Raw genomic sequence first — 23,505 nt, 5'->3', positions numbered from 1 at the left:
TAAATATAGCTACTTATGAAACCTACTGATCACTCGGCAACGGGAACTGCTGCACAAACACTCGCACTTCTTCGCGTAGTTTCGCAAGCGTCGCTTCGTCGTCTCGTGCATCTACCGCCTGCTTCATCCAGTCGGCTATTTGCGCCATATGCTCTTCTTTTAGCCCACGAGTGGTGATTGCGGGCGTTCCCAAGCGGATACCACTTGGGCGGAATGGTGGCAGTGGGTCGTCGGCAACACTATTTGCATTCAGGGTTAAGCCCATTTTATCGAGCGCACGCTCTACTACCTTGCCGTCGACACCAAAGCTTTTGTAAACATCGGCAAGAATAAGGTGATTGCTTGTTCCGCCAGTTACTAGCTTGAATCCACGCTTTTGCAGTTCATCTGCCAAGGTACTAGCATTCTTTACGATTTGCGCAGCGTACTGCTTAAACTCTGGCTTTAAAGCCTCGCCAAATGCGACTGCTTTTGCAGCAATAACATGCATGTGCGGACCGCCCTGCATACCAGGGAAGATTGAACGGTCGATAAGTGTTGGGATATTTTCGAGCGTTTTCTCGGGTTTTTTAAGAGGGTTCCCTACAGTACCACGGGAGAGGATCAGACCACCGCGTGGACCGCGAAGTGTTTTATGTGTAGTGGTAGTAATAACATGAAAACCATGGTCGAATGGGTTTTCGGCTTCGCCCGCAACAATAAGCCCTGCAATATGCGCCATATCGGCCATAAGCATTGCCCCTACCTCATTACCAATAGCAGCAAACTTTTCGTAGTCGAGTTCGCGCGGGTAGGCGCTAAAGCCAGCCAGAATAATCTTTGGCTTGTGCTTAAGAGCAAGCTCGCGAAGCTCATCGTAGTCTATCTCACCCGTCTCGATATCTTTCATTTTATATCGTACAAAGTTATATAGCTGTGCGCTACGCGTAACAGGCGCGCCGTGCGTTAGGTGGCCGCCGTGCGACAAGTCCATCGCCAGCACAGTATCGCCTGGCTCTAGCCAAGCGTTGTAAACGGCCTCGTTTGCAGGTGCGCCAGAGTGCGGCTGAACATTGGCGTGATCGGCCTTAAACAGTTGTTTTGCCCGATCAATCGCGAGCTGCTCTATTTGATCAGTATATTCCTGACCCCCGTAATATCGCTTTCCTGGGTAGCCCTCGGAGTATTTATTGGTAAAAATACTTCCCAGTGCGGTAAGCACATCGCGCGAAACGTAGTTCTCGCTCGGAATTAGTTCAAGACCATCGCGCTCGCGCTGCTCTTCACCTGCTATTAAGTCGGCAATTAGTGTGTCTTTCATGACGTTTCTCCTATGTGGTTTCTATTATATCACTGTTTGCATTTATATCGCATGTGATATAATAAATGTATGACTACTGATGACTACAAGATGAAAATCGGAGCACTTATTCAAGAGGCGCGTATTCACCGCGGCCTTACACAAACCGAGCTCGCCAAAGAACTCGGCACTAGCCAAAGCGCCGTTAACCGTATTGAAAAGGGTGGACAAAACATCAGCCTCGAGATGATTGCGCGAATCAGCGATGTGCTCTCTAGCAATATCGTTACGCTTAACCAAACTGGCAAACTCAACTTTCGCGTTAACGGCGGCAAGCGCCTTTCGGGCACCATAGAGGTAAAGACCAGCAAAAATGCGGCCGTTGGCCTTTTGTGTGCCGCGCTTTTAAACAAGGGTAAAACAACCCTTCGCCGCGTCGCTCGTATTGAAGAGGTAAACCGAATTATCGAGGTACTTCAAAGTATCGGCGTAAAAACTCGCTGGATTGGCGACAGTAACGATCTTGAGATTATTCCCCCAAAACGCCTCGAGCTCGAAAAAATGGATATCACCGCCGCCAAGCGTACACGCACCGTTATCATGTTCCTTGGTCCACTTTTGCACCAATACAACGACTTTAAACTACCATTTGCTGGCGGCTGCAACCTTGGAACGCGCACCGTCGAGCCACACCTTGTTGGCCTTAAGCCATTCGGTATGGATGTTGAAGCAAAACCAAACACCGATTATTACCACGCTGTCGTGCACAAGCAAAAAGTTGATAAAACGATTCTTCTTACCGAGCGCGGCGACACGGTTACCGAAAACGTTATTATGGCCGCCGCACTTTACGACGGCACAACAACTATCCGCAACGCCAGTCCAAATTACATGGTACAGGATGTCTGTTTCTTCCTTAAAAAACTTGGCGTTAAAATCGAAGGAATCGGCTCGACCACCCTTACAATCACCGGTCTGAAACATATCGACAAAGATATCGAATACCACCCAAGCGAAGACCCTATCGAGGCCATGAGCCTTATTGCAGCAGGTATTGTTACCGATTCAGAAATCACGATCACCCGCGTGCCTATCGAGTTTACCGAACTTGAGCTCGCTATCCTTACCGGCATGGGGCTTAAGTACGAAATGACACCAGAATACAAGGCGCGCAATGGCGGAACTCGACTTGTTGATATCACGCTAAAGCGATCCACCCTTCACGCACCAAAAGATAAGCTTCACAGCATGCCGTTCCCTGGCGTCAACATGGACAACCTGCCATTTCTTGGCCTTATTGCCACGGTTGCGCATGGCCGAACGCTCGTGCATGACTGGTCGTACGAAAACCGCGCGATTTACTTTACAGAGCTAACAAAACTCAATGCGCAAATAGAGCTTGTCGATCCTCACCGCGTGTATATTACGGGCCCAACAAAGTGGAAAGAAGCGGATGTCGTAGCACCCCCTGCACTTCGCCCTTCGGTGGTTATTTTGCTGGCCATGCTTGCAACGCCCGGCAAATCCACACTCCGCGACGTCTATTCGATAAACCGAGGTTACGAGGATTTTGCAAATCGCCTCAACACCCTTGGCGCCGAAATCGAAACGATCCGCGAAATATAGATTTACCCTTTCGAATGTGCTACAATAGCTGATGTTTGGCGAATGTAGCTCATTTGGTTAGAGCGTCGGGTTGTGGTTCCGAAGGTAGTGGGTTCAATCCCCATCATTCGCCCCATAGAAATCATACGTAAAAGACACCGCTTTGGTGTCTTTTAGTTTTGCTATACTAATTAAATGAACGACCTGTCTACCCACGGAATTGTTGCTATCGTTAAAAATAGCGAGGGCAAATTTCTCTTCCTTGAAGATGCACGAGAACAAATGAAAGGTCATTGGGCGCCACCACATGGACGATGCGAAAACTCTGACATAACCGAAGAGAATAGTGTTAAAAGAGAAGTTAAAGAAGAGACGGGTTTAGACGTAAAGCCACTTAGGGTTGTTCTTACGCAACCTGCTGATACAAAGGTGAAGACTGTTTCATTTTGGCTCGTTGAAACAAGGGGTCATACGGTGACGCTCGACGAAGAATCCTCTCGATTCGGATGGTACAATGCCGAAGAAGCTCTTCAACTCCTCCTCTACCCCGGAACGAAACTCTTCTTCGAAAAGGTTGTCAGAAGCGAAATTACACTAGACTAACGTGAATCTCTGCTTCGAGAAGCCTTTTTATTTGTTTTATGCTACTCTTACATCGTACGTGCGTATACCCCCTACAGGAGGTTGCTATGCGAAAGAGGAAGCAAAGGCCAGCCGACAGCGATGTCCTGCTGATGGAGGCGGCCAAGCGGGCGCTCCCCGTATTACTGCAGCATCCACCGGGACAGAACATAGCCGGCCTTGTTCAGGGGCTCCTGATCGATATCAGTGAGCCCGCTGACGACGGAGTGCGGGTATTCGTCGTACGGACAGCGATGCAGAGCCGGCGCGAGATCGGGCATCTGACCAGCGACGGCCAGATCATCTACACATCTTCCCCGCCACGCTCCGACTGATTCGTGAGGCCAGGTGCTTCGCCACACGGCAAGCACCTGGCCAGAATCCCTGTGTTTGTGTTTATATATTTAATGTGTTATAATTATACTGTTCAGATTCGGACTTCATACGAAAGAGTACCGCCATGAGATCACAAAGATCTTGCGAAAACCCCAGAGACACCCTGATCCGCTACGCGAAGGCGATCGACGAACACTTCGATCCCGACACCGCAAGCGACACACAGGCTACCGACCTGGGAGTACTGATTGCTTCTATGGAAGACATCAAGGACGCGCAGGCGCGCCGCCTGTCTTCGTTCACCATCAAGGTGAAGATCGGCGTCGCCAAGGGACTGTGCGAGACGTACATGGAACTCTACGGCGTCACGCCTCCACCTCCATCCAACTGAACCGCCCAAGCCCCGCCGCTGAACTCTTCTACGAGAGTGCGTTGCCCGGGAACATCTTGGGCAATCGCCCAGCGTAATGTTTATACCATAGGTTACGCTAGGTGATTATTTAAAAGGATTGAATCCACGATGTGGCGGTTCTTTAAAGCCGGGTTGAGGCTTTACTATGCTGATCGGTTGGCTTGTCGCGTTCTTTTCTTGGCGCTGGGCAGTCGGTGACGTATCTTTTTGAGGCTCCGGGATTCGCGAAGCAATTATCGCATCGCCGGATCGGAGGGGAATAGCCCGACCAATGTGTGAATCACGATACTTGCGCACCGATTGGCGGTTGCGGTCTATTTGGATACGCTGTTGAAACGATTGTGCGCTCGTTGACCCCATAGATCCACCACTCGCCGCCTCAGCGTACTGGCTGGAGTGAAAGGGCTTGGGCAGTTCTTCGTTCGAAAAATTATTTGTATTCATGGTTATGATTTATATTATACGGCACAATCTGGTATAATTTGTAAAGTCTGCGGGCGTCGTATAATGGCTAATATGCCTGCCTTCCAAGCAAGCGATGCGAGTTCGATTCTCGCCGCCCGCACCAAAGTAAAAACCGTACTGTAGTGGTACGGTTTTTACTTTGGTATACTAAGCATATGCATAATCCACTAATGAAACGAATCGTCAGCGCCGAGTACTTTATTGCCGCAGTACTTGTGGCCGCTTTTTATATCAGCGTCGCAAACTTTGAATGGTACTGGCTTATTGTTCTTTTTGGCCTTTTCGATATCAGCGCCATGGGGTATTTTATCAACAATCGTATCGGCGCGTTTTTTTACAATATCGGCCACAGCCTTATCGGACCAGCAGTCCTAACTGGCGTCTATATCCTTACCGACAATCAGGCAGTTCTTTTTATTAGCCTCCTGTGGCTATTTCATATCTTTAGCGACCGCGCACTGGGCTTTGGGCTAAAGCATGTCACCGGCTTTCACCACACACATCTTGGCACTATAGGCCGTCAAAAATAATTACGACGTTGTCGTTATCCAGGTGCCCGATCCTGCATCCCATACTTTGGCTTTTGCCGTAACGGGCACACCCCCAGCATAGGCCTTGGGAACAAATGGGATCCACGTCCCCGATCCTGCATCCCATACTTTTCCTTTGCCGTCGCGTACCGCGGGAACATACGGGCCAATCCATTCTAAGCCGTCGGCAACCCGAAAGGTGTCGATACTTGCGGTTGCAACGGCCGCCGATCCCGATATCAAACCCATGCGCCATTTGCCCATGTTCGCAGGAACAGCCGAGCTCGTATCGCTCAGCGTTTCGGTGGGCGTTGCGCTATCTGGGTCGGCAAAAAACCGCATCGCAACAGATGGCGTCGCAAGAACTGTTTGATCGTACTGCCAATCTAACCGGTACCATTGATTAGCCACCCAACTAAATGTAGTCTCGGCTACCATACTCGCACCGCGTACAAGCTGAAAATGACCATTTGAATGAATGCGAACGGCAAAAATGATAGTATTCGTGGCCGTTGCAATGTTAAGGACCCGGTTCGAGCTATCCGCCTGAGTTGTAGGCCGAACATATAACGAGCCAGAATGGTTGACTGTCCCTGAATTTTGAATACCAATAAATTGACTTCCCACAGCACTGCCTAACAGTGCGAATGAACCATGCTTGGCGCTGGTAGTGTAGGTAATGCCCGTCGCTTCGATAAGATCCCCAGAGGGAGTTGGCACTGCCCCGTCTGGACCTTCATCGAACAAAAAAGTCTGGCGAACGCTCACAAACTATGCCCCACTGGTATCAAACCAGATATCACCATCGGCCGGGCTAGAAGGAGCCGTATCGCTCACCGTAATTTTAGCCGGAAGGTTAGGCGAAACAATAGGGACATTTGCCGTGATATCCGTTTCGGATACAGCAAAGCGAACAGTCGAGCTGTCGGCTGCCGTTACCTGAAAGATATCGTTCGACGACCCACCACTCCAGCCCATTGCGCGAAGAGCGATCGTATTACTCTTTCCCGGACGAGCACGGAGCTCGCCGTATTCGTTATGATATCCCGTACGCGTTCCATCGAAGAAAAAAGCGAGACGATCGGGCCATGTGGCCGTTGAACTACCATCGTCCGGCACATTGACGCGCAAAAATTGAATCGATGAGTCGGCAAGCGTCGCAATATTTGCCCCGGCCATTGCAACCGCGCCAATGTCACTTGCCGTGAGAACATCGGATCCACCGATAGCATGCGACGTTTTATGCGCAGTAGGCGTACGTGCATTTGTCAGTCGCGAATCGGTCGTATCAACAACGGCATTACCACTATGCTGCAAAGCCCCTGTAAAGTTTTTGTCGCCCGTCACCGTTTCTGTTCCGGCAATATGAACAACCGCTATATCAGCCGCCTTATCAGCAAGCCCGGGAACAGTCGGGGCGGCTGCAGTGCCGCCCAAGTCGCCCGCAAGCTGAACAACACCCTTCGAAATTGTCGTTGCATCACTCGGAACGCTTCCGGCAGGCAGGTTCGCATCTGGCACCTTGCCACTACCATCAAGTGGCGCGTAACCGTTTGCCACACCTTTATTTGCAGTTTTTTCTGTCGCCGCTAGATCACTTACAAGATCTTGCACTTTTGACTGTGCGATCGAATCATCGGCAATATTAGCACTCGTAACAGCATCGGCCTGCAGCTGCGAAGAGCCGACACTATCGGGCTTTAGAGCTCCGGTCGAGGTATGAGCCTGCAAAAGATAATCGTTGAGCAAGTCACCCCACGAATCCGCATCACTACCCGGAACTGGCAATCGAGCCATATTCTTTCTGCACCTTGCCTCGTCGGCATATTACATGTTTATGGTTATAATTTTACCGCACTTTATGATAGCCAGCAAACCCAAATCACCCCTTGTATTGGCCGATACTACCAGTATCCGCTATAATACACCTGTGCGCCCCGGTAGCTCAGTGGATAGAGCAAGAGACTTCTAAGCTTTTGGCCGTTGGTTCGATTCCAACCCGGGGTACCACGTTGACATTATTGCCTCTTCTGAGGCTTTTCTGATCTGTTGGGGTTCGGTTCTAACCTTCCCAAAAGTTTCTTAATAGCAGGTAGCTCTCGCTGCATAGGAATCATCCATTCACTAGGGGTTATCAGTATCTTTTTATCCATTAATACTGGGTTATAGCCTACCGCTAGCAGAATGCCTCTTCGGACACCGAAATCACCTTTAGCGAAACGTTCTGTCGCATTATTAAGCCGATCGAGTGTCAGTCCGATTATCTCGTACCAATTGCGCGCTCGTCTCGCTGCTTCCTTTTGCTCATCTTGACGCTCAGCTAGCTCATGCTTCAAAGATTCAGTCTTCTGTAGATAATCGTCGCTTGAAATAACATCGTTAGTTACAAGCTCCAATAAATGATCCAGCTTTTTCTGCATATTATCGATCGACATGAACTGCATTTTCTGGATATCGTCGCGCTGTTCTATTTCTTGCTTAGCAATATCATTTGATGGCTTTCAGGCCCCATTCGTGAAGCCTGGGAGTGATCTCATAACTGTCGAGGAGATCGTTTAATTGCTCGAATAGGACGTCTTCACTCACCACACCTTTTTGACTACATGGACGCTTCCCTGTGCAGTTGTAGCAAAAAAATAAGATTCAATTATGACAGATGCAAACGAACAAGAATTAATTGATGAGAGGAGAAAGTGAGCTGCGCTTGCTCGACTTATTTATGATATTCATAAGAAACGAGATGTTTTTTAATTTATTGATGATAAAAGAACAACAATAGTTTTCCGGATAAGAATTGATAAAATATTCAGATAGAAGACAAAATAGCTTGTACTAGAGGTAAATAAGGTATAGTCTCAAGTAAGATGAATGATGATGGCTATCCACAAGTAGAATCTCCAACAATCGTAGAATTGTTCGCCGGTGTTGGCGGCTTTAGACTCGGTTTTGAACAGGCTGGTTTTAAAACGGTCTATTCTAACGACTTTGATAAAACATGCAAAATCACTTATGACAACTACTTCGGCGAAGGCTCGTTAGACTTACGTGACATACAGAAGGTAGACGCTTCAGAAATCCCCGATTGCGACGTTTTGACAGCCGGTTTTCCTTGTCAGCCATTTTCAAAAATTGGAAAACTGCACGGTTTCGCAGACGCGAGAGGCACACTTTTCTGGGACGTACTAAGAATACTGAAAGAAAAAAGGCCTAAAGCATTCGTGTTGGAAAATGTTAAAAATCTAATGAATCACGACAAAGGAAATACCTTCGAACGTATTCGTGACGGCTTAGAGAATGAGCTTGGATATCATGTACACTACAAGGTATTGAATTCGAAAGACTACGGCTTGCCTCAGGATCGTAAGCGTATTTATATTGTTGGATTCAGAGATGATGTGGACTTTACCTTTCCTGAACCTTCAGACATGCAGCCAAAAGTTGCTGATATTCTCGAGCATGGGGATGTGCATGACTTCTATTATCTATCTCAAAGATATCTTGACGGCCTCGAGAAGCATAAACAGAGGCACAAAGATAAAGGCCACGGCTTTGGCTATCGGGTGCTTGATCCTAGCGGTATTTCAACTACCTGTGTCGTTGGTAATATGGGGCGTGAACGAAATTTGATACAAGACGTAGTAAGACCACTGGGATCTGTGAACCGAATAGGTGCTCTTCTAAACAGTCGTGGTATCAGAAAATTGACCATTCGAGAATATGCCAGACTTCAGGGCTTTCCTGATGATTACACATTCCCACAACAGGTTACTGCAGCGTACAAACAAATTGGCAATGCCGTTTCGCCTCCCGTAGCCCAGGCCGTTGCAATGAAAGTGAAAGAATCTCTACTTGCCGCGCCGGCTATGGCGGTTGATCGGCTCGAGCCTGATTTCTTTAGTGTAGCAGCTAAGACAGTAAGTCCCCAGGTTACTTAAAGCATTATCACTCTTGTCGCCGTTTATGTGCCACACCCGGACTTTAGGTCTTCCAGTCTTATCTTTTTCGTCCATCGTCATCCCACAGCTAACACATTTATGGTCATCACGTACTAAAGCTGCCTTACGATTACCGTCAAAATACTTAAGATCGTAATCTTTCTCTATCCTCTCAATGACTTCTGGGCGATTGAAATAATCTTCTGCATAGATCTTATTCTTTGCCAAGTTCCTGTCACGATACTTCATATGTGAATTCTTCTGAAGTTCTTTGAATTCAGGGCTTATCGTGTAACACCCTACACAGTATCCGTAGCCTCTATGCTTATATTCGGTCTTGTGACACATTCTGCAATCAGAGTAATATTTATGCCATTTACGTGAAGCAGCTTGAGTGTTAGCAACAATAACCGCGTAAACATCTGGTGCAAATTCCTTTAGACTTGCGGTCTCAACCCCCACTGTGACTGCATACACATTAACAGACTCAAAATACTGAGGATCTATACCTGAACGTTTGGCGGAATCAATTTTCTCTAATACTAACTCTTTGCTTCTATACTTATACGAACCTGAGACGATAGCCTTAAGCTGGTCATTAATATCTTTGGCATGGAATCTGCTCTCGGCAGGACCATAACCGTTTTCTACATAAAGCTGTTTTTTAACGATCTGTCTAACTCGTTCACGAGTGATGCCATGTTTATCGCCAATCTCCTGAAGAGTATGGCCACTTCGATAGTTATCTAGGCAATTAACCCATAGTTCTTTAATCTTTATTTTTTGCTTGTCTTTCTGAATAATATCTTCAACTTTGCTCTCAGAAACCTGAAGTTTTTGAGCAATTTCGACGATATTATATTTTTCAGCGAGCAGCTTAAACACTTCGTACCTTATCGGTTTTTTTTCTATAGTAGAAGTAAGATCAATAGACACTAGCTCTACCTCTACCTTGTCTTCTAATATATCAAGGTCAACGGCCGTTTCTTCGTTGTAGTATCCTTGTCGAGCAGAATCGTGCATGTCGTGTTTTACTTCATCGTTCATATTAGTCCGTCACAAAAGTATCTTCGAATAGAAACGAGCTTAAGTCTTCCGACGCAGTTTCATGCACACGTCGAATAACCTCGCTGATTTTCTCTTCAACCGCAGAAGCATTAAACTCGTTGGGATCATTTTTTTCAAGGTTTGCTAAAGCCTCCTTAATAAAGATGTCGACATATCTTTGGAAAAGATAGTCTCTGAAACGAGAGGAGTCCTGACCGAAACGCTTTAAGATATTTTCGGCAAGAGGCGCGGATGTATTAATCCAATAAATGCCTTCGTCAACATCTTGTACGCGCTGATAAACCGCATGCTGGCGAGGTGACAGATCAACATTCTCAAATGGAGGAAAAGGATCTTTATCTAAGCTTGAGAGCAAAACTTTTGGCGAACGCTTGGCTTTAGTAGGCTTGTCGCCTCCCCCGTCGTTGCCTCCGTCCGGTCCTGGAAGTGGTGGCTTCGGAGTGCCACCCCCTGTGCCCGTATTAGTTCCACTCCCACCGCTACCACCGGTACCGGTACCTGCGCCAGGTCCATCACCCGTCAAAACCTCTGCAAGAATCTTAGACATAAACTTGTCTTTCCATTGGTTCAAGTAGTTATTGAGGTATGAACTTACGTCTTTCATTTTTTCCGCACGTTCTTGTTGCTCTTTTTCAGCGATTTTTTTACATAAGTCAAGAACTCGAGCATCAATCCAGTCAAGAAGTGCTTTAGTGGTCGGATTCTCAACCAGTTTACTACGGTCGTTCTGCACTGCATCGTTCGATGGATCTTCAAGAATCGGACATTCTATTTCACCATATATAAACACGGCCTGTGGCATTCGAAATGCGTGACCGATCTCATTCATCTTGTACGAACCGATGACACCTATTTCACCAAGAACATCTATACGGTTCATTTCTCCTCTTTTACTGCCCTTATGCATAGGCAACGACGAAGTGGATAGCTTCAGCAGTCCTGGAGGATACTTGCTATTTGACAATGTGACACTTATTCTCTCTGCATCCGACTCATATACAAGCTCCTCTGGAATGAGTATGGGCTCGATCAGCTCAAATCCCGGATAGGGCTCAACTTTTTCTCCTTTTAGATTTTGAATTACAGATACCCCGTTAGCGACTATATCCAATGGAACGCGATCGAGAATTCTCTGAGATTGCGGGTGATTGGCCAGTGAATTTGAAAGAAATCTCCATTTCAATACATTCTTCATATTCGACGGACCGATCCCCCTGACAACCGTAAACCCAGTTTCACCTTTTAGAACTTTATCCCTTTGCTGTTTTGAAATGTACGATTCACCGAGACCCGCATATTCCAGCGCTTCTTTAGGTGATATCTTTTTATTCTGTAGCCCGTCGGCAAAGCCATACTTTCTATTCTCACTGAATCCAAATACATTTAGATATCCGTTTTTATACGTGATGTAGTGAGATTTGCTGAACATCTGGCGCATGTAAAATTTTCCACCATTGCCATGTCCACCAAAAGTTTTTAAGGTTATATTACCTCGCTTCGATGCTTCTGGGTCAAACCACAACTTTAAGGCCTTGTTTATATCCACTTCTGACATTCCGTTAAAGTCGATACACTCTATCAAAGCATCGCTCTTCTTACCGTCGGTAAATCTGATGTAAATCTGTTGATCCTTATCCGCTACATTAGACCGTTTGTACGCATCAACCGAGTTCTTGAGCCATTCAGACAGCCCCTTGACATGATCAAAACTAAAAGTGTTTCCGAAAATATCCAATGCATTATCGTGAATGATGTTCTCTTCTTCTTTTATGCGAACTTCTTTAGCAGTCATTTCTTTATCTCCGTCTTTAGGGCAACCAGATCACTGAACTTCTTTTCCAGAAAGCTGTGGTATTCGGCTAATTTCATATACTTAGGATTATCGATATCTACTACGACAGCTATTACGTCCTTCATCGTTTTCATTCGGCCTATAAATTCGTTTCTCGGCGTGCGAACCGTCGTACCTAAGTAATTGAAATAGTCGGTGTCAATTATTTTGTCTGCTTCACCGTCAACGAATAGTGCGAAGCCCTGAGTCTTGACAGCTCTGCTCACTTCCTTTTCGATATCTCTGCTGAACCTCTCGGTATTAACTACGTTCAGCCCATCGATTAGACTTATGAGCTTTTCTACAGCGACAAGACCTTTTGGTGTTAGAGCGAACATCTTTTGTCCTGCGACGACCAATCCCTTCTTCTTGTAATCGTACAAGGGCTTGTGCACCAAGTCTCCCGATTCCGGGTATTCCGGATACCCTTTGAGATGAAAGTCCTGAGGAAACTTCTTGAATGCTTTTACGACTATATCTTCATAACGTATCGACTTGCCGCTTTTACCCGACAGCTCATACAGAACTATTAAGATTTTTTCGCCTCTACTTAGTTTAACGTCTTGCTCGTGCATATCAGAATACCTACAGCTTAAAGCCCTTCCTTGGTTTTTTAAATTTGGATTTTATAATCTTTGACTGTTCGTCAATCGCTCGAAATATCCTGTCTATTTCTTCTTCAGTATACGCGTAAGAACGACTGTCCGCGCAGTTTCCTAGAATCCTCAATTTATCGAGAACTTCATTGGTCCGACTGGCCGCTAGTCGCTTGAATCTTTCTGATTTTGCTTTGTTATCCATGACCTATCTTTTCGTATAACGTAAATGTTGCCTATATTTGCAATATACGCCCTTATTTGCACATAGTCAAGCAGCATATACTCTCCATTGCGATATATGCCAAATATTAAACAGTTAGAATCTATCTTGGACGAGAAGCAGCTCGATCTTTCTTAGACTCGCCCAAGCTGTATTTTTTACGATTAATGTCAGACTCCCATGTCCGAAGAATTTTCCAACCACTACTAATAAGGTCACCTCCTGACGCGCATCACGCTCCATATTAGTACACATTTTCCTAACCCAATAGTCATCAGGATCAGGGTGTGCCTGCTTTAAAACCTCGAATGTCCTGCCGTGCCAGAAATCTCCATCAATAAAGACTGCTAGCTTCTTGCGTGGCAACGCAATGTCTGGTGTTCCAGAAGCGCGCTTGTAGTGTTTCTGGAAATAGACGCCCCTTCTTCTCAAATAACGAAACACACGTAGTTCTACCTTGGAGTTTTTACTTTTTACAAGTCGCATGATCTCACAACGCTTTTCTGGTTCAAAGACATCTGCCATTTATGACCTCCTCCATCCCATTATGAAATAAACGACAGAAAGTTGGTAATCAAAACTGTCATCAACGAAGAGCCGATGACTATATGCTTTCTTGTAGTGTTAGGATATGGTGATTGTATGAATACTAGTACAAAGTTAATCAATAATATCGTAGTGCATCACCAGCTATTCGCTGATTTAGCTCAAGAAGCAGATCAGTGTTACAAAAATGAAAGTTATACTGCTGCTTTGGCCTGCTTATTTGTATTAGCCGAGTCCAGCCTGAAATATAAAATAGAAGCAGACTCCCAGGATAAGCTTGGACTGTACGCAGCCATCGAACAGGCTAGAGGCGACCGCTACATCACAGATTCCGAGGCCAAACAGCTCCATACCTTAAGACAGCTTCGTAATGAATTGTTCCACAACGACTCATATGCAGGAACTCTTGTCGTAGGAGAATTAAGCTACCCGTTATACGAACATGCATCCAAGCAGCTAATCTACGAAATGAATTGGAAATTTGTCTTTAAGCTTGTGCTTAAACTAGTTTGAGTAAGTTCTCTAGGCAACTAGTTTGGTTCTAATTTCATACATAGTGTTGTACCATAGCACTTATGTTTAAATGAAAACTTTTGTTTTGTTATGATATATGAATGAATATTCTTGTATTCGGTTTTAAGGGCAATATCTCAGAAGAAATACTGGCAGAGCTGAATACTGGCATGGCAAAATACGTCTTGGCTTCGAATGAAGCAGAGATAAAGGCTTTTATCGAAAGAGTGAAGTTCAATGATTTTGATTATGTATTAGGTATGGGCGTATATTCAGGTGCCGACGCAAGCAAGATCCGTATCGAAACTACCTTTACTAGTCAATTTCATAACGACAAAAAAGGTAACCATAGCGTCACCGTCACACCATTTTTGCATGAGAGCACACACTTCAAAATCGCCAAAAGAGCAGGCAATTCATATTGCAATTTAGTCAGTTACCTGTTCACATCAAAGTATCCCAAAATACCTTATTGCTTTTTACATATACCCAAAAGCTACCCGTTGACAAGGGCTATTGGTGTCATTAATGCAGAACTTGAAGGCTTAGAATACCTCTAACTTACACAACACACGCACCATAATACCTATTCTTATAAAGTCTATTTTGTTTGCTAAGATATAGAGTATGAGTAAAGAATTTAGCACAGCAGAACATCAGATTTGGCTCTCCAAACAACCGAAGAAAATGATAGTCGTGAAAGTGATTATTAAATCTAAATCGGGTAATGTACTCGTCGCTAAACCTACATACAAGAAAACATGGCAATTGCCAGGTGGTGGGGTCGATGAGGGCGAAAGTCCAGAAGATGCAGGAGTTCGTGAAGTAGGCGAAGAATTAAACCTTACAATCGCAAAGCAAGCTCTAAAGATTATTGGAACTATTCACAAAGAAAGCGACGATACGCTATTCTTAATTTACGAATACGGTGAATTAGTTGCCGAAGATACGAGTTTTGTTTTGCCCAATGACGAAATCCAAGCATATAAGTTTATCGAACCGGCAGCCTTAGCCGAACGCTTACCTAACTACTACTCGGATTTTTTAAACACCTACAACCGCCAATAAAATTCCAACCCGATAGATCATGTCGCGCCATTTCTCTTATGTATAGAAATTGTTGTTACCCAATAAACTTACGCTATTTCTAGCTCTTATTGTATGCTTAGAACATGATCAATAAGACCCTCCGCCTACCTACTCGTTTTATCTTTATCCACGGAAATCAGACCACTCATTGGTCATTTGCTTGGGCGCCCTGGCTCAAAGCCCAGCTTGAGGCCTTAGGATATGAAACATTTTTTGAAACAATGCCGGATTCAATTATTGCACGCTCGGAATATTGGCTCCCCTTTCTTAAAGAGCACGTAAAAGCGGGTGAAAATGACGTTATTATCGGCTGGTCATCGGGGGCGGTAGCCGCTATGCGCCATGCCGAGAATAACCAAATACTCGGATCAATCCTCGTATCGCCATGCTATACGGATTTGAACGATGAATCTGAACAAGAAAGCGGCTACTACAACGCACCGTGGCGGTGGAATACTATAACAGCCAATCAGTCCAAGATCGCACTCTTCAGCGGCGATGATGATCCATACATTCCACAAGAGGAGTTTGATTTTATTGCGCAGCAATTAAACGCAGAGCATATCAAAATCCATGGCGGCAAACATTTTATTGAGCGCACCGAATTTCCCGAGCTACTAGAATACATAAAACAAAATTACTCTCAATAGCTCAATAACCTGGAATCATAGTAAAAAATGAGGATGCTATACTTGTGCCATGATACATTTGCTTACAATTCATGAGTCTGACATTTACCCTAAAAAAGAAGACCTGAATCCACAAAACTTTAAGCTGCGCCACGCGGCGCGCGCCGTTGTACTAAATGCTGCCGGCGAAGTAGCCTTACTAAAAGCCACCGCCCACAACTATCACAAACTGCCGGGTGGCGGCGTTGAAGAGGGTGAGGACATGAAGTTAGCGTTGCAAAGGGAGCTCCTGGAAGAGATCGGATGCAGAGCATCAATCACGTCTGAAATTGGCGAAATTATTGAATACCGCGATAAATGGAACATGAAGCAGATATCGCACTGTTATCTTGCAGAACAAGTTGGCGAGCAACAGCCGCCCGCGTTTACTCAGAGCGAAATCGATGAAGGATTTGAAGTTTTTTGGGCAAGCGATATCGAAGTCGCTATTCAGCTACTACAACAAGATATGCCAGAAAATTACGACGGCTCGTTTATTCAACTTCGAGATTCAGAGCTACTCAGGGCAGCTCGGCAAAAAATGCGCTCCGCTGACAATTAAAAAACTAACGAGAGCTGTCTATAAGATACGACTCGTCTGGCAAAAGTTCGATCGAGCGACCAAGATCAACTTCCCTGCCGGTTCGGTAACTACCCAGCGACGAAAGCGTTACCTCGCCACCAAATTGCTCTGTATCATAAATTGATGCCGAAACAGTATCCTGAGAAAAATTAGTAACCGAAATAACTTGCCGTCTTGGATTTGTGGGGTCGTTACGTGCAAACGCTAGTACGTCTGCATGATCCGTGCGAAGCATTCGTACGCCACCATCGCGAAGTGCCGCATCGCTAAGTCTGCGCAGTAAAACACTCGCAACCAACCGATACGGCGAATTTGGATCCCGGGATTGCAATTCAATATTATCACCTTGATAAATATCTGGATCTACCGAAGGAAGCCACAACTTTTCCGAACTCGCCCTTGAAAAGCCGCCGTTTTCCGAAGCGTCCCACTGCATCGGTATTCGCTCGCCGTCTCGCTTGCCTATATCACCATCTTGCTGTAAATTTTTCGGTACGATAACATTTGCCCGCCCCATCATATCACCCTGCCAGGTATACAACGCACCCGGTAGCGCCGCCAACATAAAATGCGCCGCACGCGCAGTCGCCGCCGAGCCAAGCCGCGTTCTAATTGTGTCGGTGTCGTGATTTCCTGTTACCTGATTCGGAACGGCGCCCGGTAGCGATTCTATGTGCTCATAATATTTTCGAATCAGTCTTCCCATGTTGCCTGCCACCCAACCGGCCCGATTGGTGTTTAAAAGAGTTTCAAAGTTAAAAACCGTTGCCTTGTCTGGTCGCAATTCGTCTAGTCGCGTGTCGTCGCCTAGTGCCGACATCCAGTCTTCAAGAATAAAGCGAATATTCCTTCCTGCGTATCGCTCTTCGTCGAGCACCGAAAGTAGGTCTGTCACATATTCGCCCAGCTCGGGCCAATGGCTAACCAGCCGCTCTTGTTTCCACTGGTCGTGCGGACTCGTAACACCCGGGTTATACGCACCAATCTCTGAGCCAACCGGAGCTGGCTCTTCGTTTTGAAACTCCGTATCCTTCCCTATATGGTTCATCACGTCGACACGAAAACTATCTACTCCAAGATCAAGCCAAAAACGTACAACATCCTTAATCTCTTCGCTTACCGCAGGATTTTTCCACTGAAGCGTTGGCTGCTCTTTCATAAACTCAGCAAGATAAAACTGCTGACGCGCCTCATTCCACACCCAGGCCGTGAGAGCAGGAATAGCAACTCCTTCCGGAATCTCACCGCCATATCGTTCACGCACTATATCAATCTGAGGAAGCGAAAAAATACTTGACCAGTTATTCGGCACGGTCAAACCGCTCGGCAACCCTTCAAGCCGGTCGCCGCCCACAATATTTTCGGGCAGTTCACCCTCGATAGGATCGCGCCAAATATAGTAGTCGCGATACCTCTCGTGATCGGGATGAGTAGGGTCACTAGATGCCTTAAACCACTCACTCTGATCGGATGTATGGTTTGGAACAAGATCGAAAATAACCCTAATGTCACGATCATGAGCCGCGTCGATAAGTTCCTTCACGTCGTCTAGGGTGCCTAGCTCGGAGTTTACTTTATAGTAATCCGAGATATCATAGTTACCGTCTAATCCTGGCGATTCATAAATAGGTCCAAGCCAAATTGCAGTATTGCCAGATTCTTTTATCCAATCGAGTTTTTCGATAATGCCACGAATCGTCCCGAGGCCACGGTGCTCTTCGCCGTCTGGTCGAACCTCGTTAAACGTGCGGGGATACACGTGAAGTACATTTTCGTTCCAACCACGGGTGCGATATGTCTCCTCGCGCCCTGGTTCGACCTCTGAAAAACCCCAAGGCAAGTGGTCTATGCCATTTGACATAGTTGCAACCACTCAGCAACAAGCTGTTCGTACATAATCGTAGTATACAATAAACAATCCAACCGCCATACGACAAAATTAATACCACCAAAGCTGTGTCATAATAAGTTCATATGCAAAACATTTATTTTATTCGCCACGGCGAAAGCGAGGCAAATCAAAAACATATTTGCGCTGGCCATACCGACGTAGAACTTACCGCCCTAGGCATTCAGCAAGCCAAGCAAGCCGGGCTTGAACTACAAGATTCGGGTCTTCACATCGACTTGCTTATTTCATCACCGTTAAGGCGCGCCTTAAATACTGCCAAAGAAATAGCTAAAATAATTAACTATCCTGAAGATAAAATCGTTATTAGAAAAGAGGCGATAGAGCGGTACAGGGGCAACTTCGAGGGTAAGCCCACTTCGCTCCAGCATGGCGTATCCGACGATCAATATATAGCAGCGGGCGCCGAGAGCGAAGCGCAAATGAAGCAACGTGCGATTCAGCTTTTAGAGTTTGCCAAAAGCCGCACTGAAGATAACATCCTTATCGTGTCGCACAATCAATTCGGGCGCAGCGTCGTTGCCTACACTACCGGCAAAGAACGTTCCGGAATAGAACGGCTGCCCAATGCGCATATAATAAAAATAGTGCCATCCTCTGCTATAGTTACTCCATGAAACAAGTTGCAAAAGTAGTTATCATCGATAGCGACAATCGCTATCTTTTGATGAAGCGGGCTAATCACCCGACATTTCTTAATGACCCCGATTTACCCGGAGGGACTATTGAAGATGGAGAAGATCCTCTTGGCGCTGCACTTCGCGAAGTTCTAGAAGAAGCCAATATACTACTCGTTCCAAATGACGTTCGACACGTTTATACTGGTAACGAATATTCCGCTCACGGCACGCAGTACAGTCTTTACATAGCTCGCGTTCTAGAACGTCCGAGGGTCACAATCAGCTGGGAACATGCATCATTTGCATGGGTTGATCGCCAAGAGTTCTTGAGCCAGGCCCACGCCGCCAACGACACATTTATGCACATGGTTCATGACACTATAAATAACCTCCCTTAACTAGTTAGCAAAAGCCGATATAAGCGCCGCGCACGACGCACGAAACCGATTCGAAAAACCTTGGAATCGCCTCCATACTATTCGCACTGTAGCAGGGGTTATCGTCACAATACTTCTTTTTGCAGCCTGCCTAAACTAAATATAAAACACCGCCTTGGTGAGCGGTGTTTTATATATTGCCTCGCCTTAAAGTTCGATAGCGAACTTCGTAATGACAAAGGCAAGCGCCAGTAGCACAACGAACAGCCCTAGTCCAACTGGTGAACCCCAGCTAAACCATGAGCCCCAGGCACGCCAGTGGTTCCAGTGGTCCTTCGAAAGGTCGCGCCAGTTTTCGTACACTTCCTTTTCGATGCGCTTTTCTTCTTCTTTGCGATCAGCCATAGTGATCTCCTTTTTAAAGTTAATCGACTGGTCTTCTATTGTTACCGTAAGTCTGATTGTGCCATTGACCAATAGCCAGACCGCGAGACGGGTTTATACGCTGTGATTATACAGTAATTTCACCATTAATTCTATCGCTTGCAAGCATATTAGACTTCATCCCCTTGTTCAACTACAATAAAAGAAGCGATATGAAAGAAATAGACGATATCATTGCCGCCCAAGAAACCTGGAAAAAGACGGCACTAACACAACTCCGAGCCATAATTCGGCAGGCGGAACCCTCCTTAGTTGAAGAAATAAAATGGAAAACTCGGTCGAGGCCAGCGGGACTTCCCGTTTGGTCACATAGCGGAATTGTTTGTATGGCCGAAATCTGGAAAGATAACATAAAACTCATCTTTCCAAAGGGCGTTCATTTGAGTGACCCAAAAAAACTTTTTAATTCGCGGCTGCAAAGCCAAACCGACCGCGCGCTTGAACTACGCGAAGGCGATAGTATCAACGAGGCCGCGCTAACAGCACTCGTGCGCGAAGCGACGAACTTCAACGCTTCAAAAGCATAGAAAGCAAGACGCTTATAGGCACGCCCTTTCTTTTTTGATTGCATAAAACCCTGTATACTATCGGCATGAGCGAGCTTAAAACAACCGTCAATAACGCCAGCGTTAAAGATTTTATTAATACTGTGACCGACGAGACAAAAAGGCTAGATAGCTTTGCACTTCTTGAATTATTTACAAAACTAACCGGTGAAAAGCCCAAAATGTGGGGTGCGAGTATTATCGGGTTCGGCCAATACCACTACAAGTCCGAAAGAAGCAGCCAAGAAGGCGACTGGCCGCTCACCGCTTTCTCGCCGAGAAAACAAAACCTCACGCTATATATCACACACGGCTTCGACGATTATACAGAGCTTCTTGAAAAACTTGGCAAACACAAAACAAGCAAAGGCTGCCTCTATATCAACAAACTCGCAGATATCAACCAGACCGTCCTTGAAGAAATCATTCACCGCTCGTTTGTCGACGCAAAAAAACAGTACAACAAATAGCCTTTATTTAAGCCGTAAAAAGGCTGCAGCTACTACCGTTGTTACAATAATAAAAACCGCGCCCGCATTGCCGATATTATTTAAAGCTACAAAAATCCCATTCAAAACCAAATAAACCGTCAGTCCGGCGGCCAGAATATGGTCTAATCGCGGCCTAGCTAGAACTATAACCGAGGCAACAATCATACACATATTACCCGTGATTCGCAGCACTTCTACTTGGTTTGTTGCGACATGAAGCCCGGCATCCAGCAGGTTTAGCGCCACCAACAAGCACAGTAACATTCGCGAACTTTTTAGAATCTTCATGTAAGTACTATACACTGTCCGCTCATTCACCTACAAAGATCAATAGGCGATACAACTTCGTTCTTTGGATTAGTTATTTTACTCAGGTTCGTCCACTAAGCACGAACATCCTACACATTCCCATATAGCTGCGTTCTCACCTCATCCTCGTCGCTCAAATCGAGCAACCTAACGCCTATTTTCTTTAAGCGTAACGACAAGTCATAATCGGAAAGCGAGTCGTTAAACACGGCAACAATTCCATCATTATCATCGTCACCAGCAACACGATTAATAGATATCTTTTGACACGTTGAGCATTCATGAACAAGCATGATCTCGCCCTGCCTTGAGTACCCCTCGTGCTTAAATGTTAGCCCAATCGGCCTCATACCGCCAAGGCAACTTGCCCTGCGATCACCTTTTGCCTCATCGACATGTTTCGACCACAAGCAGCTACTGCAATGGTTTCGATTGACCGTTCCCATGTATGTATTAATAACCACCCATCGCTTGCAGTGCGCGCACTTAAACCCACCTGCGGCATGCTCTTTTTTCCATTCTTTTTCTTTTTTCTTTTCAAAATTAACGTATTCATTACGGCAGTTCACAAAAACCTTGCTTCACAAAAAAACCAGCCTTTTGACTGGTCGCTGGATAGCAGGCTATTTTAGATAAATTGTGAGTTCTTAAGTAATGACAAGACCAGCCAAAGATACCCCTTCTTCAAGGGAAACAGCTGACACAATGGTTGGGTAATTACTATTACTTAACATACGACATATAGTAGCATGTTTTTTATAATAAGCCAACAGCTTAAGCGCCTTCGACTGGCTACGATATAGGCGCCCGTTAATTTATAAGTACGAGTACGAATTCCGCGAACGAGGCCTAGTCGCTCTCATCTGCGTCGGCATCTGCCTTTGTAGCATGAACCGTACCATGCGGATGCTCGGCAGGTGCATAAATAGAATAGAGCTTCAATGGCTCATTACCACCATTAACAAGATTATGCCATTTGCCAGCAGGTACAATAACAATGTCGTCTTTGTGCGCCAATTGCGTCTTTAGCGAATCCCTCGCGTCGCCCAAATAGACGGTCGCCTCCCCCTCCTCGATTCGCAAAAACTGGTCATGATCCTCATGTACCTCAAGGCCGATATCATGCCCCGGCTGAATCGCCATTAATGTTACCTGCAACTTAGTACCCGTCCAAAGCGTCGTTCGGTAGTTCGCGTTCTCTAACGTTGCGTCCTCGATATTAACAATAAGCGGATTCGGCCCCGTATCTGTAATATTCATAACAATCCCCCTTTTTCTTAAATTATACGCCTATTAACGAAGCGCTTCTTCAATTTTCACCACAGGATCATACCAGCCGCTCTCTAGTACGAACGCCTGTATTTGCTTGTCGATACCAAAAATAACCGCAAGACCAACCACGATAAAAAGCACACCAATACTACGCTGGAATATTCCACCAGGCGCGCTCAGCCATTTAAACCTAACCACGAGTGCGCGGCCGAATATGGCAAGTAGTAATAAAATGGCACCAAGCCCAATAGAATACGCCATAAGATACGCCAATCCCTCACCAAACGACACCGGCAAAACCACCGCAACAATGAGCGCATACGTAGGGCTACAGCTATTGAATACAGGACCAAGCGCCGCGCCAAGCAGGATATCTTTTACAACTCCGTGACCAGATTGCGAGCGGCTCATAAGCCTGCTGGCCGCAGCCTGCATTCCCGTTGCCACCATAGCTTTCTCCCACACAATCGGGAATAAAGTTGAAATACCAAATAAGAGGATTATTGCTCCTGCGATACCACTCCACACCTGAGCCGGCACACCTAGTAGCGATGTCGTAAATTTAAGAAGAAGCGTAAAAGTAACGATCGAGATAATGAGACTTGCAATCATAACGACCGGCTTTTTTAACGACTGCTTTGACTCTGAGCTATCGTGAAGCGCGCTACCACCCAAAATGACCGGAATCAGCGGCAAGATGCACGGCGCAAGTACCGTTAAGACACCGGCAATAAACGAAACAATAAAAAGCTCAATCACGGCAAGAGTTCTCGTTTTACCGCATCAAAAGTCGGCTCTTCGTATGCGGTGTAGCTTTTTACTTTATCACCATTAGCATCTACCTTCACGAAGGTCGTCTGTAGGGTAACTCCATATTTTTGACGAAGCGCCTGGTTTGAATCGTAATCAACTTTCAAGACCGTTACGTTACTTGGAACGCCACCCCTTTCGATACTTTCTTCGATTGCGCGACATTGAGGACACCAGGGCGCATGGAAAAATAGTAATTTTGTACCCGAGGCAGAGCGAAGCGCCTCATTAGAGTAATCCACATACTCACCCTTTTTCGTGGGCTGGCTAGGCGTTGCTATGTCATTAGAATCTGTATCCTGTTTTGTTGAATCCGACACCACCGGAGCAGCGGCGTCTTTTTTATTCAATAAAACATATCCTACCGATCCGCCTATCAGCGCGATAATTCCCACGACAACAATAATAGCTCGTTTATTCATATTCTA

At 45.8% G+C, this 23,505-nt stretch carries 31 protein-coding genes and 3 tRNA genes; 18 read left to right on the top strand and 16 right to left on the bottom strand.

The annotated features are described in order from the left end of the window. Positions 1–22: 22 nt before the first annotated feature. The gene (locus HZB75_01135) at positions 23–1,300 is read right to left on the bottom strand and encodes a serine hydroxymethyltransferase (GenBank protein QQG51097.1); all 1,278 of its coding nucleotides are present in this window, start codon (positions 1,298–1,300) and stop codon (positions 23–25) included. A 69-nt stretch (positions 1,301–1,369) separates the two neighbouring features. On the opposite strand from HZB75_01135, the gene HZB75_01130 reads away from it, so the two are divergent. The 5 genes from HZB75_01130 (at position 1,370) to HZB75_01110 (ending at position 4,232) form a co-directional block, all read left to right on the top strand. Further along, positions 1,370–2,905 carry a UDP-N-acetylglucosamine 1-carboxyvinyltransferase gene (locus HZB75_01130; protein ID QQG51096.1) on the top strand — a complete coding sequence of 512 codons (1,536 nt, stop codon included), beginning with the start codon at positions 1,370–1,372 and terminating at the stop codon, positions 2,903–2,905. A gap of 38 nt (positions 2,906–2,943) precedes the next feature. Continuing rightward, positions 2,944–3,020 (top strand) — tRNA-His (locus tag HZB75_01125). 59 nt (positions 3,021–3,079) lie between these two features. Next, positions 3,080–3,487 (top strand): NUDIX domain-containing protein, encoded by a 408-nt coding sequence (locus HZB75_01120; GenBank protein ID QQG51095.1) that lies wholly within the window; start codon positions 3,080–3,082, stop codon positions 3,485–3,487. A gap of 86 nt (positions 3,488–3,573) precedes the next feature. Then, positions 3,574–3,840: a hypothetical protein gene (locus HZB75_01115; protein QQG51094.1), complete on the top strand. Its 267-nt coding sequence runs from the start codon at positions 3,574–3,576 to the stop codon at positions 3,838–3,840. 125 nt (positions 3,841–3,965) lie between these two features. Further along, positions 3,966–4,232 (top strand): hypothetical protein, encoded by a 267-nt coding sequence (locus HZB75_01110; protein ID QQG51093.1) that lies wholly within the window; start codon positions 3,966–3,968, stop codon positions 4,230–4,232. A gap of 105 nt (positions 4,233–4,337) precedes the next feature. Here the strand turns inward: HZB75_01110 and HZB75_01105 are convergent, their stop codons facing one another. Continuing rightward, complete coding sequence (locus HZB75_01105) at positions 4,338–4,697, bottom strand: hypothetical protein (protein QQG51092.1); 360 nt, start codon at positions 4,695–4,697, stop codon at positions 4,338–4,340. A gap of 49 nt (positions 4,698–4,746) precedes the next feature. Between HZB75_01105 and HZB75_01100 the strand changes: the two genes are divergently transcribed. Further along, positions 4,747–4,821, top strand: a tRNA-Gly gene (locus tag HZB75_01100). A gap of 52 nt (positions 4,822–4,873) precedes the next feature. After that, a complete protein-coding gene (locus HZB75_01095) occupies positions 4,874–5,248 on the top strand; it encodes a DUF4260 domain-containing protein (protein QQG51091.1) in 375 nt (124 codons plus the stop codon). Here HZB75_01095 and HZB75_01090 read toward each other — a convergent pair whose 3' ends face one another. Continuing rightward, a complete protein-coding gene (locus tag HZB75_01090) occupies positions 5,249–6,016 on the bottom strand; it encodes a hypothetical protein (protein ID QQG51090.1) in 768 nt (255 codons plus the stop codon). A gap of 3 nt (positions 6,017–6,019) precedes the next feature. After that, positions 6,020–7,045, bottom strand: a complete 1,026-nt coding sequence (locus HZB75_01085; protein ID QQG51089.1) for a hypothetical protein — start codon at positions 7,043–7,045, stop codon at positions 6,020–6,022. 137 nt (positions 7,046–7,182) lie between these two features. Between HZB75_01085 and HZB75_01080 the strand changes: the two genes are divergently transcribed. Further along, a tRNA-Arg gene (locus HZB75_01080) sits at positions 7,183–7,258 on the top strand. 8 nt (positions 7,259–7,266) lie between these two features. Here the strand turns inward: HZB75_01080 and HZB75_01075 are convergent. Then, positions 7,267–7,683 (bottom strand): hypothetical protein, encoded by a 417-nt coding sequence (locus HZB75_01075; protein QQG51088.1) that lies wholly within the window; start codon positions 7,681–7,683, stop codon positions 7,267–7,269. 429 nt (positions 7,684–8,112) lie between these two features. On the opposite strand from HZB75_01075, the gene HZB75_01070 reads away from it, so the two are divergent. Then, entirely contained in the window at positions 8,113–9,183 is a 1,071-nt protein-coding gene (locus HZB75_01070) for a DNA cytosine methyltransferase (protein ID QQG51087.1), read from the top strand. Here the strand turns inward: HZB75_01070 and HZB75_01065 are convergent. The 4 genes from HZB75_01065 to HZB75_01050 all read right to left on the bottom strand — a co-directional run bounded on the left by HZB75_01065 (position 9,094) and on the right by HZB75_01050 (position 13,426). After that, entirely contained in the window at positions 9,094–10,230 is a 1,137-nt protein-coding gene (locus HZB75_01065) for a hypothetical protein (GenBank protein ID QQG51086.1), read from the bottom strand. The genes HZB75_01070 and HZB75_01065 overlap by 90 nt on opposite strands. Position 10,231: 1 nt before the next feature. Further along, complete coding sequence (locus HZB75_01060) at positions 10,232–12,043, bottom strand: hypothetical protein (GenBank protein QQG51085.1); 1,812 nt, start codon at positions 12,041–12,043, stop codon at positions 10,232–10,234. Next, entirely contained in the window at positions 12,040–12,657 is a 618-nt protein-coding gene (locus HZB75_01055) for a hypothetical protein (protein QQG51084.1), read from the bottom strand. Before HZB75_01055 ends, HZB75_01060 begins: the two co-directional genes overlap by 4 nt. A gap of 340 nt (positions 12,658–12,997) precedes the next feature. Continuing rightward, positions 12,998–13,426: a very short patch repair endonuclease gene (locus HZB75_01050; GenBank protein QQG51083.1), complete on the bottom strand. Its 429-nt coding sequence runs from the start codon at positions 13,424–13,426 to the stop codon at positions 12,998–13,000. Positions 13,427–13,543: 117 nt separating this feature from the next. On the opposite strand from HZB75_01050, the gene HZB75_01045 reads away from it, so the two are divergent. The 5 genes from HZB75_01045 to HZB75_01025 all read left to right on the top strand — a co-directional run bounded on the left by HZB75_01045 (position 13,544) and on the right by HZB75_01025 (position 16,279). After that, the gene (locus tag HZB75_01045; GenBank protein QQG51082.1) at positions 13,544–13,960 is read left to right on the top strand and encodes a hypothetical protein; all 417 of its coding nucleotides are present in this window, start codon (positions 13,544–13,546) and stop codon (positions 13,958–13,960) included. A gap of 101 nt (positions 13,961–14,061) precedes the next feature. Then, a complete protein-coding gene (locus HZB75_01040; protein ID QQG51081.1) occupies positions 14,062–14,520 on the top strand; it encodes a hypothetical protein in 459 nt (152 codons plus the stop codon). A 67-nt stretch (positions 14,521–14,587) separates the two neighbouring features. Next, entirely contained in the window at positions 14,588–15,028 is a 441-nt protein-coding gene (locus HZB75_01035; GenBank protein ID QQG51080.1) for an NUDIX hydrolase, read from the top strand. Between the two features lie 104 nt (positions 15,029–15,132). Continuing rightward, positions 15,133–15,699 carry an alpha/beta hydrolase gene (locus tag HZB75_01030; protein QQG51079.1) on the top strand — a complete coding sequence of 189 codons (567 nt, stop codon included), beginning with the start codon at positions 15,133–15,135 and terminating at the stop codon, positions 15,697–15,699. Positions 15,700–15,748: 49 nt separating this feature from the next. Next, positions 15,749–16,279 carry an NUDIX hydrolase gene (locus tag HZB75_01025; GenBank protein QQG51078.1) on the top strand — a complete coding sequence of 177 codons (531 nt, stop codon included), beginning with the start codon at positions 15,749–15,751 and terminating at the stop codon, positions 16,277–16,279. Positions 16,280–16,283: 4 nt separating this feature from the next. Here the strand turns inward: HZB75_01025 and HZB75_01020 are convergent, their stop codons facing one another. Then, positions 16,284–18,161, bottom strand: a complete 1,878-nt coding sequence (locus HZB75_01020) for a hypothetical protein (protein ID QQG51077.1) — start codon at positions 18,159–18,161, stop codon at positions 16,284–16,286. Positions 18,162–18,274: 113 nt separating this feature from the next. On the opposite strand from HZB75_01020, the gene HZB75_01015 reads away from it, so the two are divergent. Together HZB75_01015 and HZB75_01010 are read left to right on the top strand one after the other, a co-directional pair. After that, the gene (locus tag HZB75_01015; protein QQG51076.1) at positions 18,275–18,826 is read left to right on the top strand and encodes a histidine phosphatase family protein; all 552 of its coding nucleotides are present in this window, start codon (positions 18,275–18,277) and stop codon (positions 18,824–18,826) included. Next, entirely contained in the window at positions 18,823–19,227 is a 405-nt protein-coding gene (locus HZB75_01010; GenBank protein ID QQG51075.1) for an NUDIX hydrolase, read from the top strand. Before HZB75_01015 ends, HZB75_01010 begins: the two co-directional genes overlap by 4 nt. Before the next feature lie 186 nt (positions 19,228–19,413). Here HZB75_01010 and HZB75_01005 read toward each other — a convergent pair whose 3' ends face one another. Beyond that, a complete protein-coding gene (locus HZB75_01005; protein ID QQG51074.1) occupies positions 19,414–19,611 on the bottom strand; it encodes a hypothetical protein in 198 nt (65 codons plus the stop codon). Between the two features lie 191 nt (positions 19,612–19,802). On the opposite strand from HZB75_01005, the gene HZB75_01000 reads away from it, so the two are divergent. Together HZB75_01000 and HZB75_00995 are read left to right on the top strand one after the other, a co-directional pair. Further along, positions 19,803–20,177 (top strand): DUF1801 domain-containing protein, encoded by a 375-nt coding sequence (locus HZB75_01000; GenBank protein ID QQG51073.1) that lies wholly within the window; start codon positions 19,803–19,805, stop codon positions 20,175–20,177. A gap of 65 nt (positions 20,178–20,242) precedes the next feature. Beyond that, positions 20,243–20,665 (top strand): DUF1801 domain-containing protein, encoded by a 423-nt coding sequence (locus HZB75_00995; GenBank protein ID QQG51072.1) that lies wholly within the window; start codon positions 20,243–20,245, stop codon positions 20,663–20,665. 3 nt (positions 20,666–20,668) lie between these two features. On the opposite strand, the gene HZB75_00990 is transcribed toward HZB75_00995, so the two are convergent. From HZB75_00990 to HZB75_00970, 5 genes are all read right to left on the bottom strand, one after another. Then, the gene (locus HZB75_00990; GenBank protein QQG51071.1) at positions 20,669–20,974 is read right to left on the bottom strand and encodes a hypothetical protein; all 306 of its coding nucleotides are present in this window, start codon (positions 20,972–20,974) and stop codon (positions 20,669–20,671) included. A 110-nt stretch (positions 20,975–21,084) separates the two neighbouring features. Next, positions 21,085–21,564, bottom strand: a complete 480-nt coding sequence (locus HZB75_00985) for an RNHCP domain-containing protein (GenBank protein QQG51070.1) — start codon at positions 21,562–21,564, stop codon at positions 21,085–21,087. A 280-nt stretch (positions 21,565–21,844) separates the two neighbouring features. After that, a complete protein-coding gene (locus HZB75_00980) occupies positions 21,845–22,255 on the bottom strand; it encodes a cupin domain-containing protein (protein QQG51069.1) in 411 nt (136 codons plus the stop codon). A 33-nt stretch (positions 22,256–22,288) separates the two neighbouring features. After that, entirely contained in the window at positions 22,289–23,026 is a 738-nt protein-coding gene (locus HZB75_00975) for a cytochrome C biogenesis protein (protein QQG51068.1), read from the bottom strand. Further along, positions 23,023–23,499, bottom strand: coding sequence for a glutaredoxin family protein (locus tag HZB75_00970; protein QQG51067.1), 477 nt, complete (start codon positions 23,497–23,499; stop codon positions 23,023–23,025). Before HZB75_00970 ends, HZB75_00975 begins: the two co-directional genes overlap by 4 nt. Positions 23,500–23,505 lie beyond the last annotated feature (6 nt).

The sequence above is a fragment of the Candidatus Saccharibacteria bacterium genome (genome assembly GCA_016432585.1).
In the GTDB taxonomy this organism is placed as follows: domain Bacteria; phylum Patescibacteriota; class Saccharimonadia; order Saccharimonadales; family Saccharimonadaceae.
The sequence above is the reverse complement of the archived record's forward strand: the minus strand, read 5'-3'. Positions and strand labels throughout refer to the sequence as shown.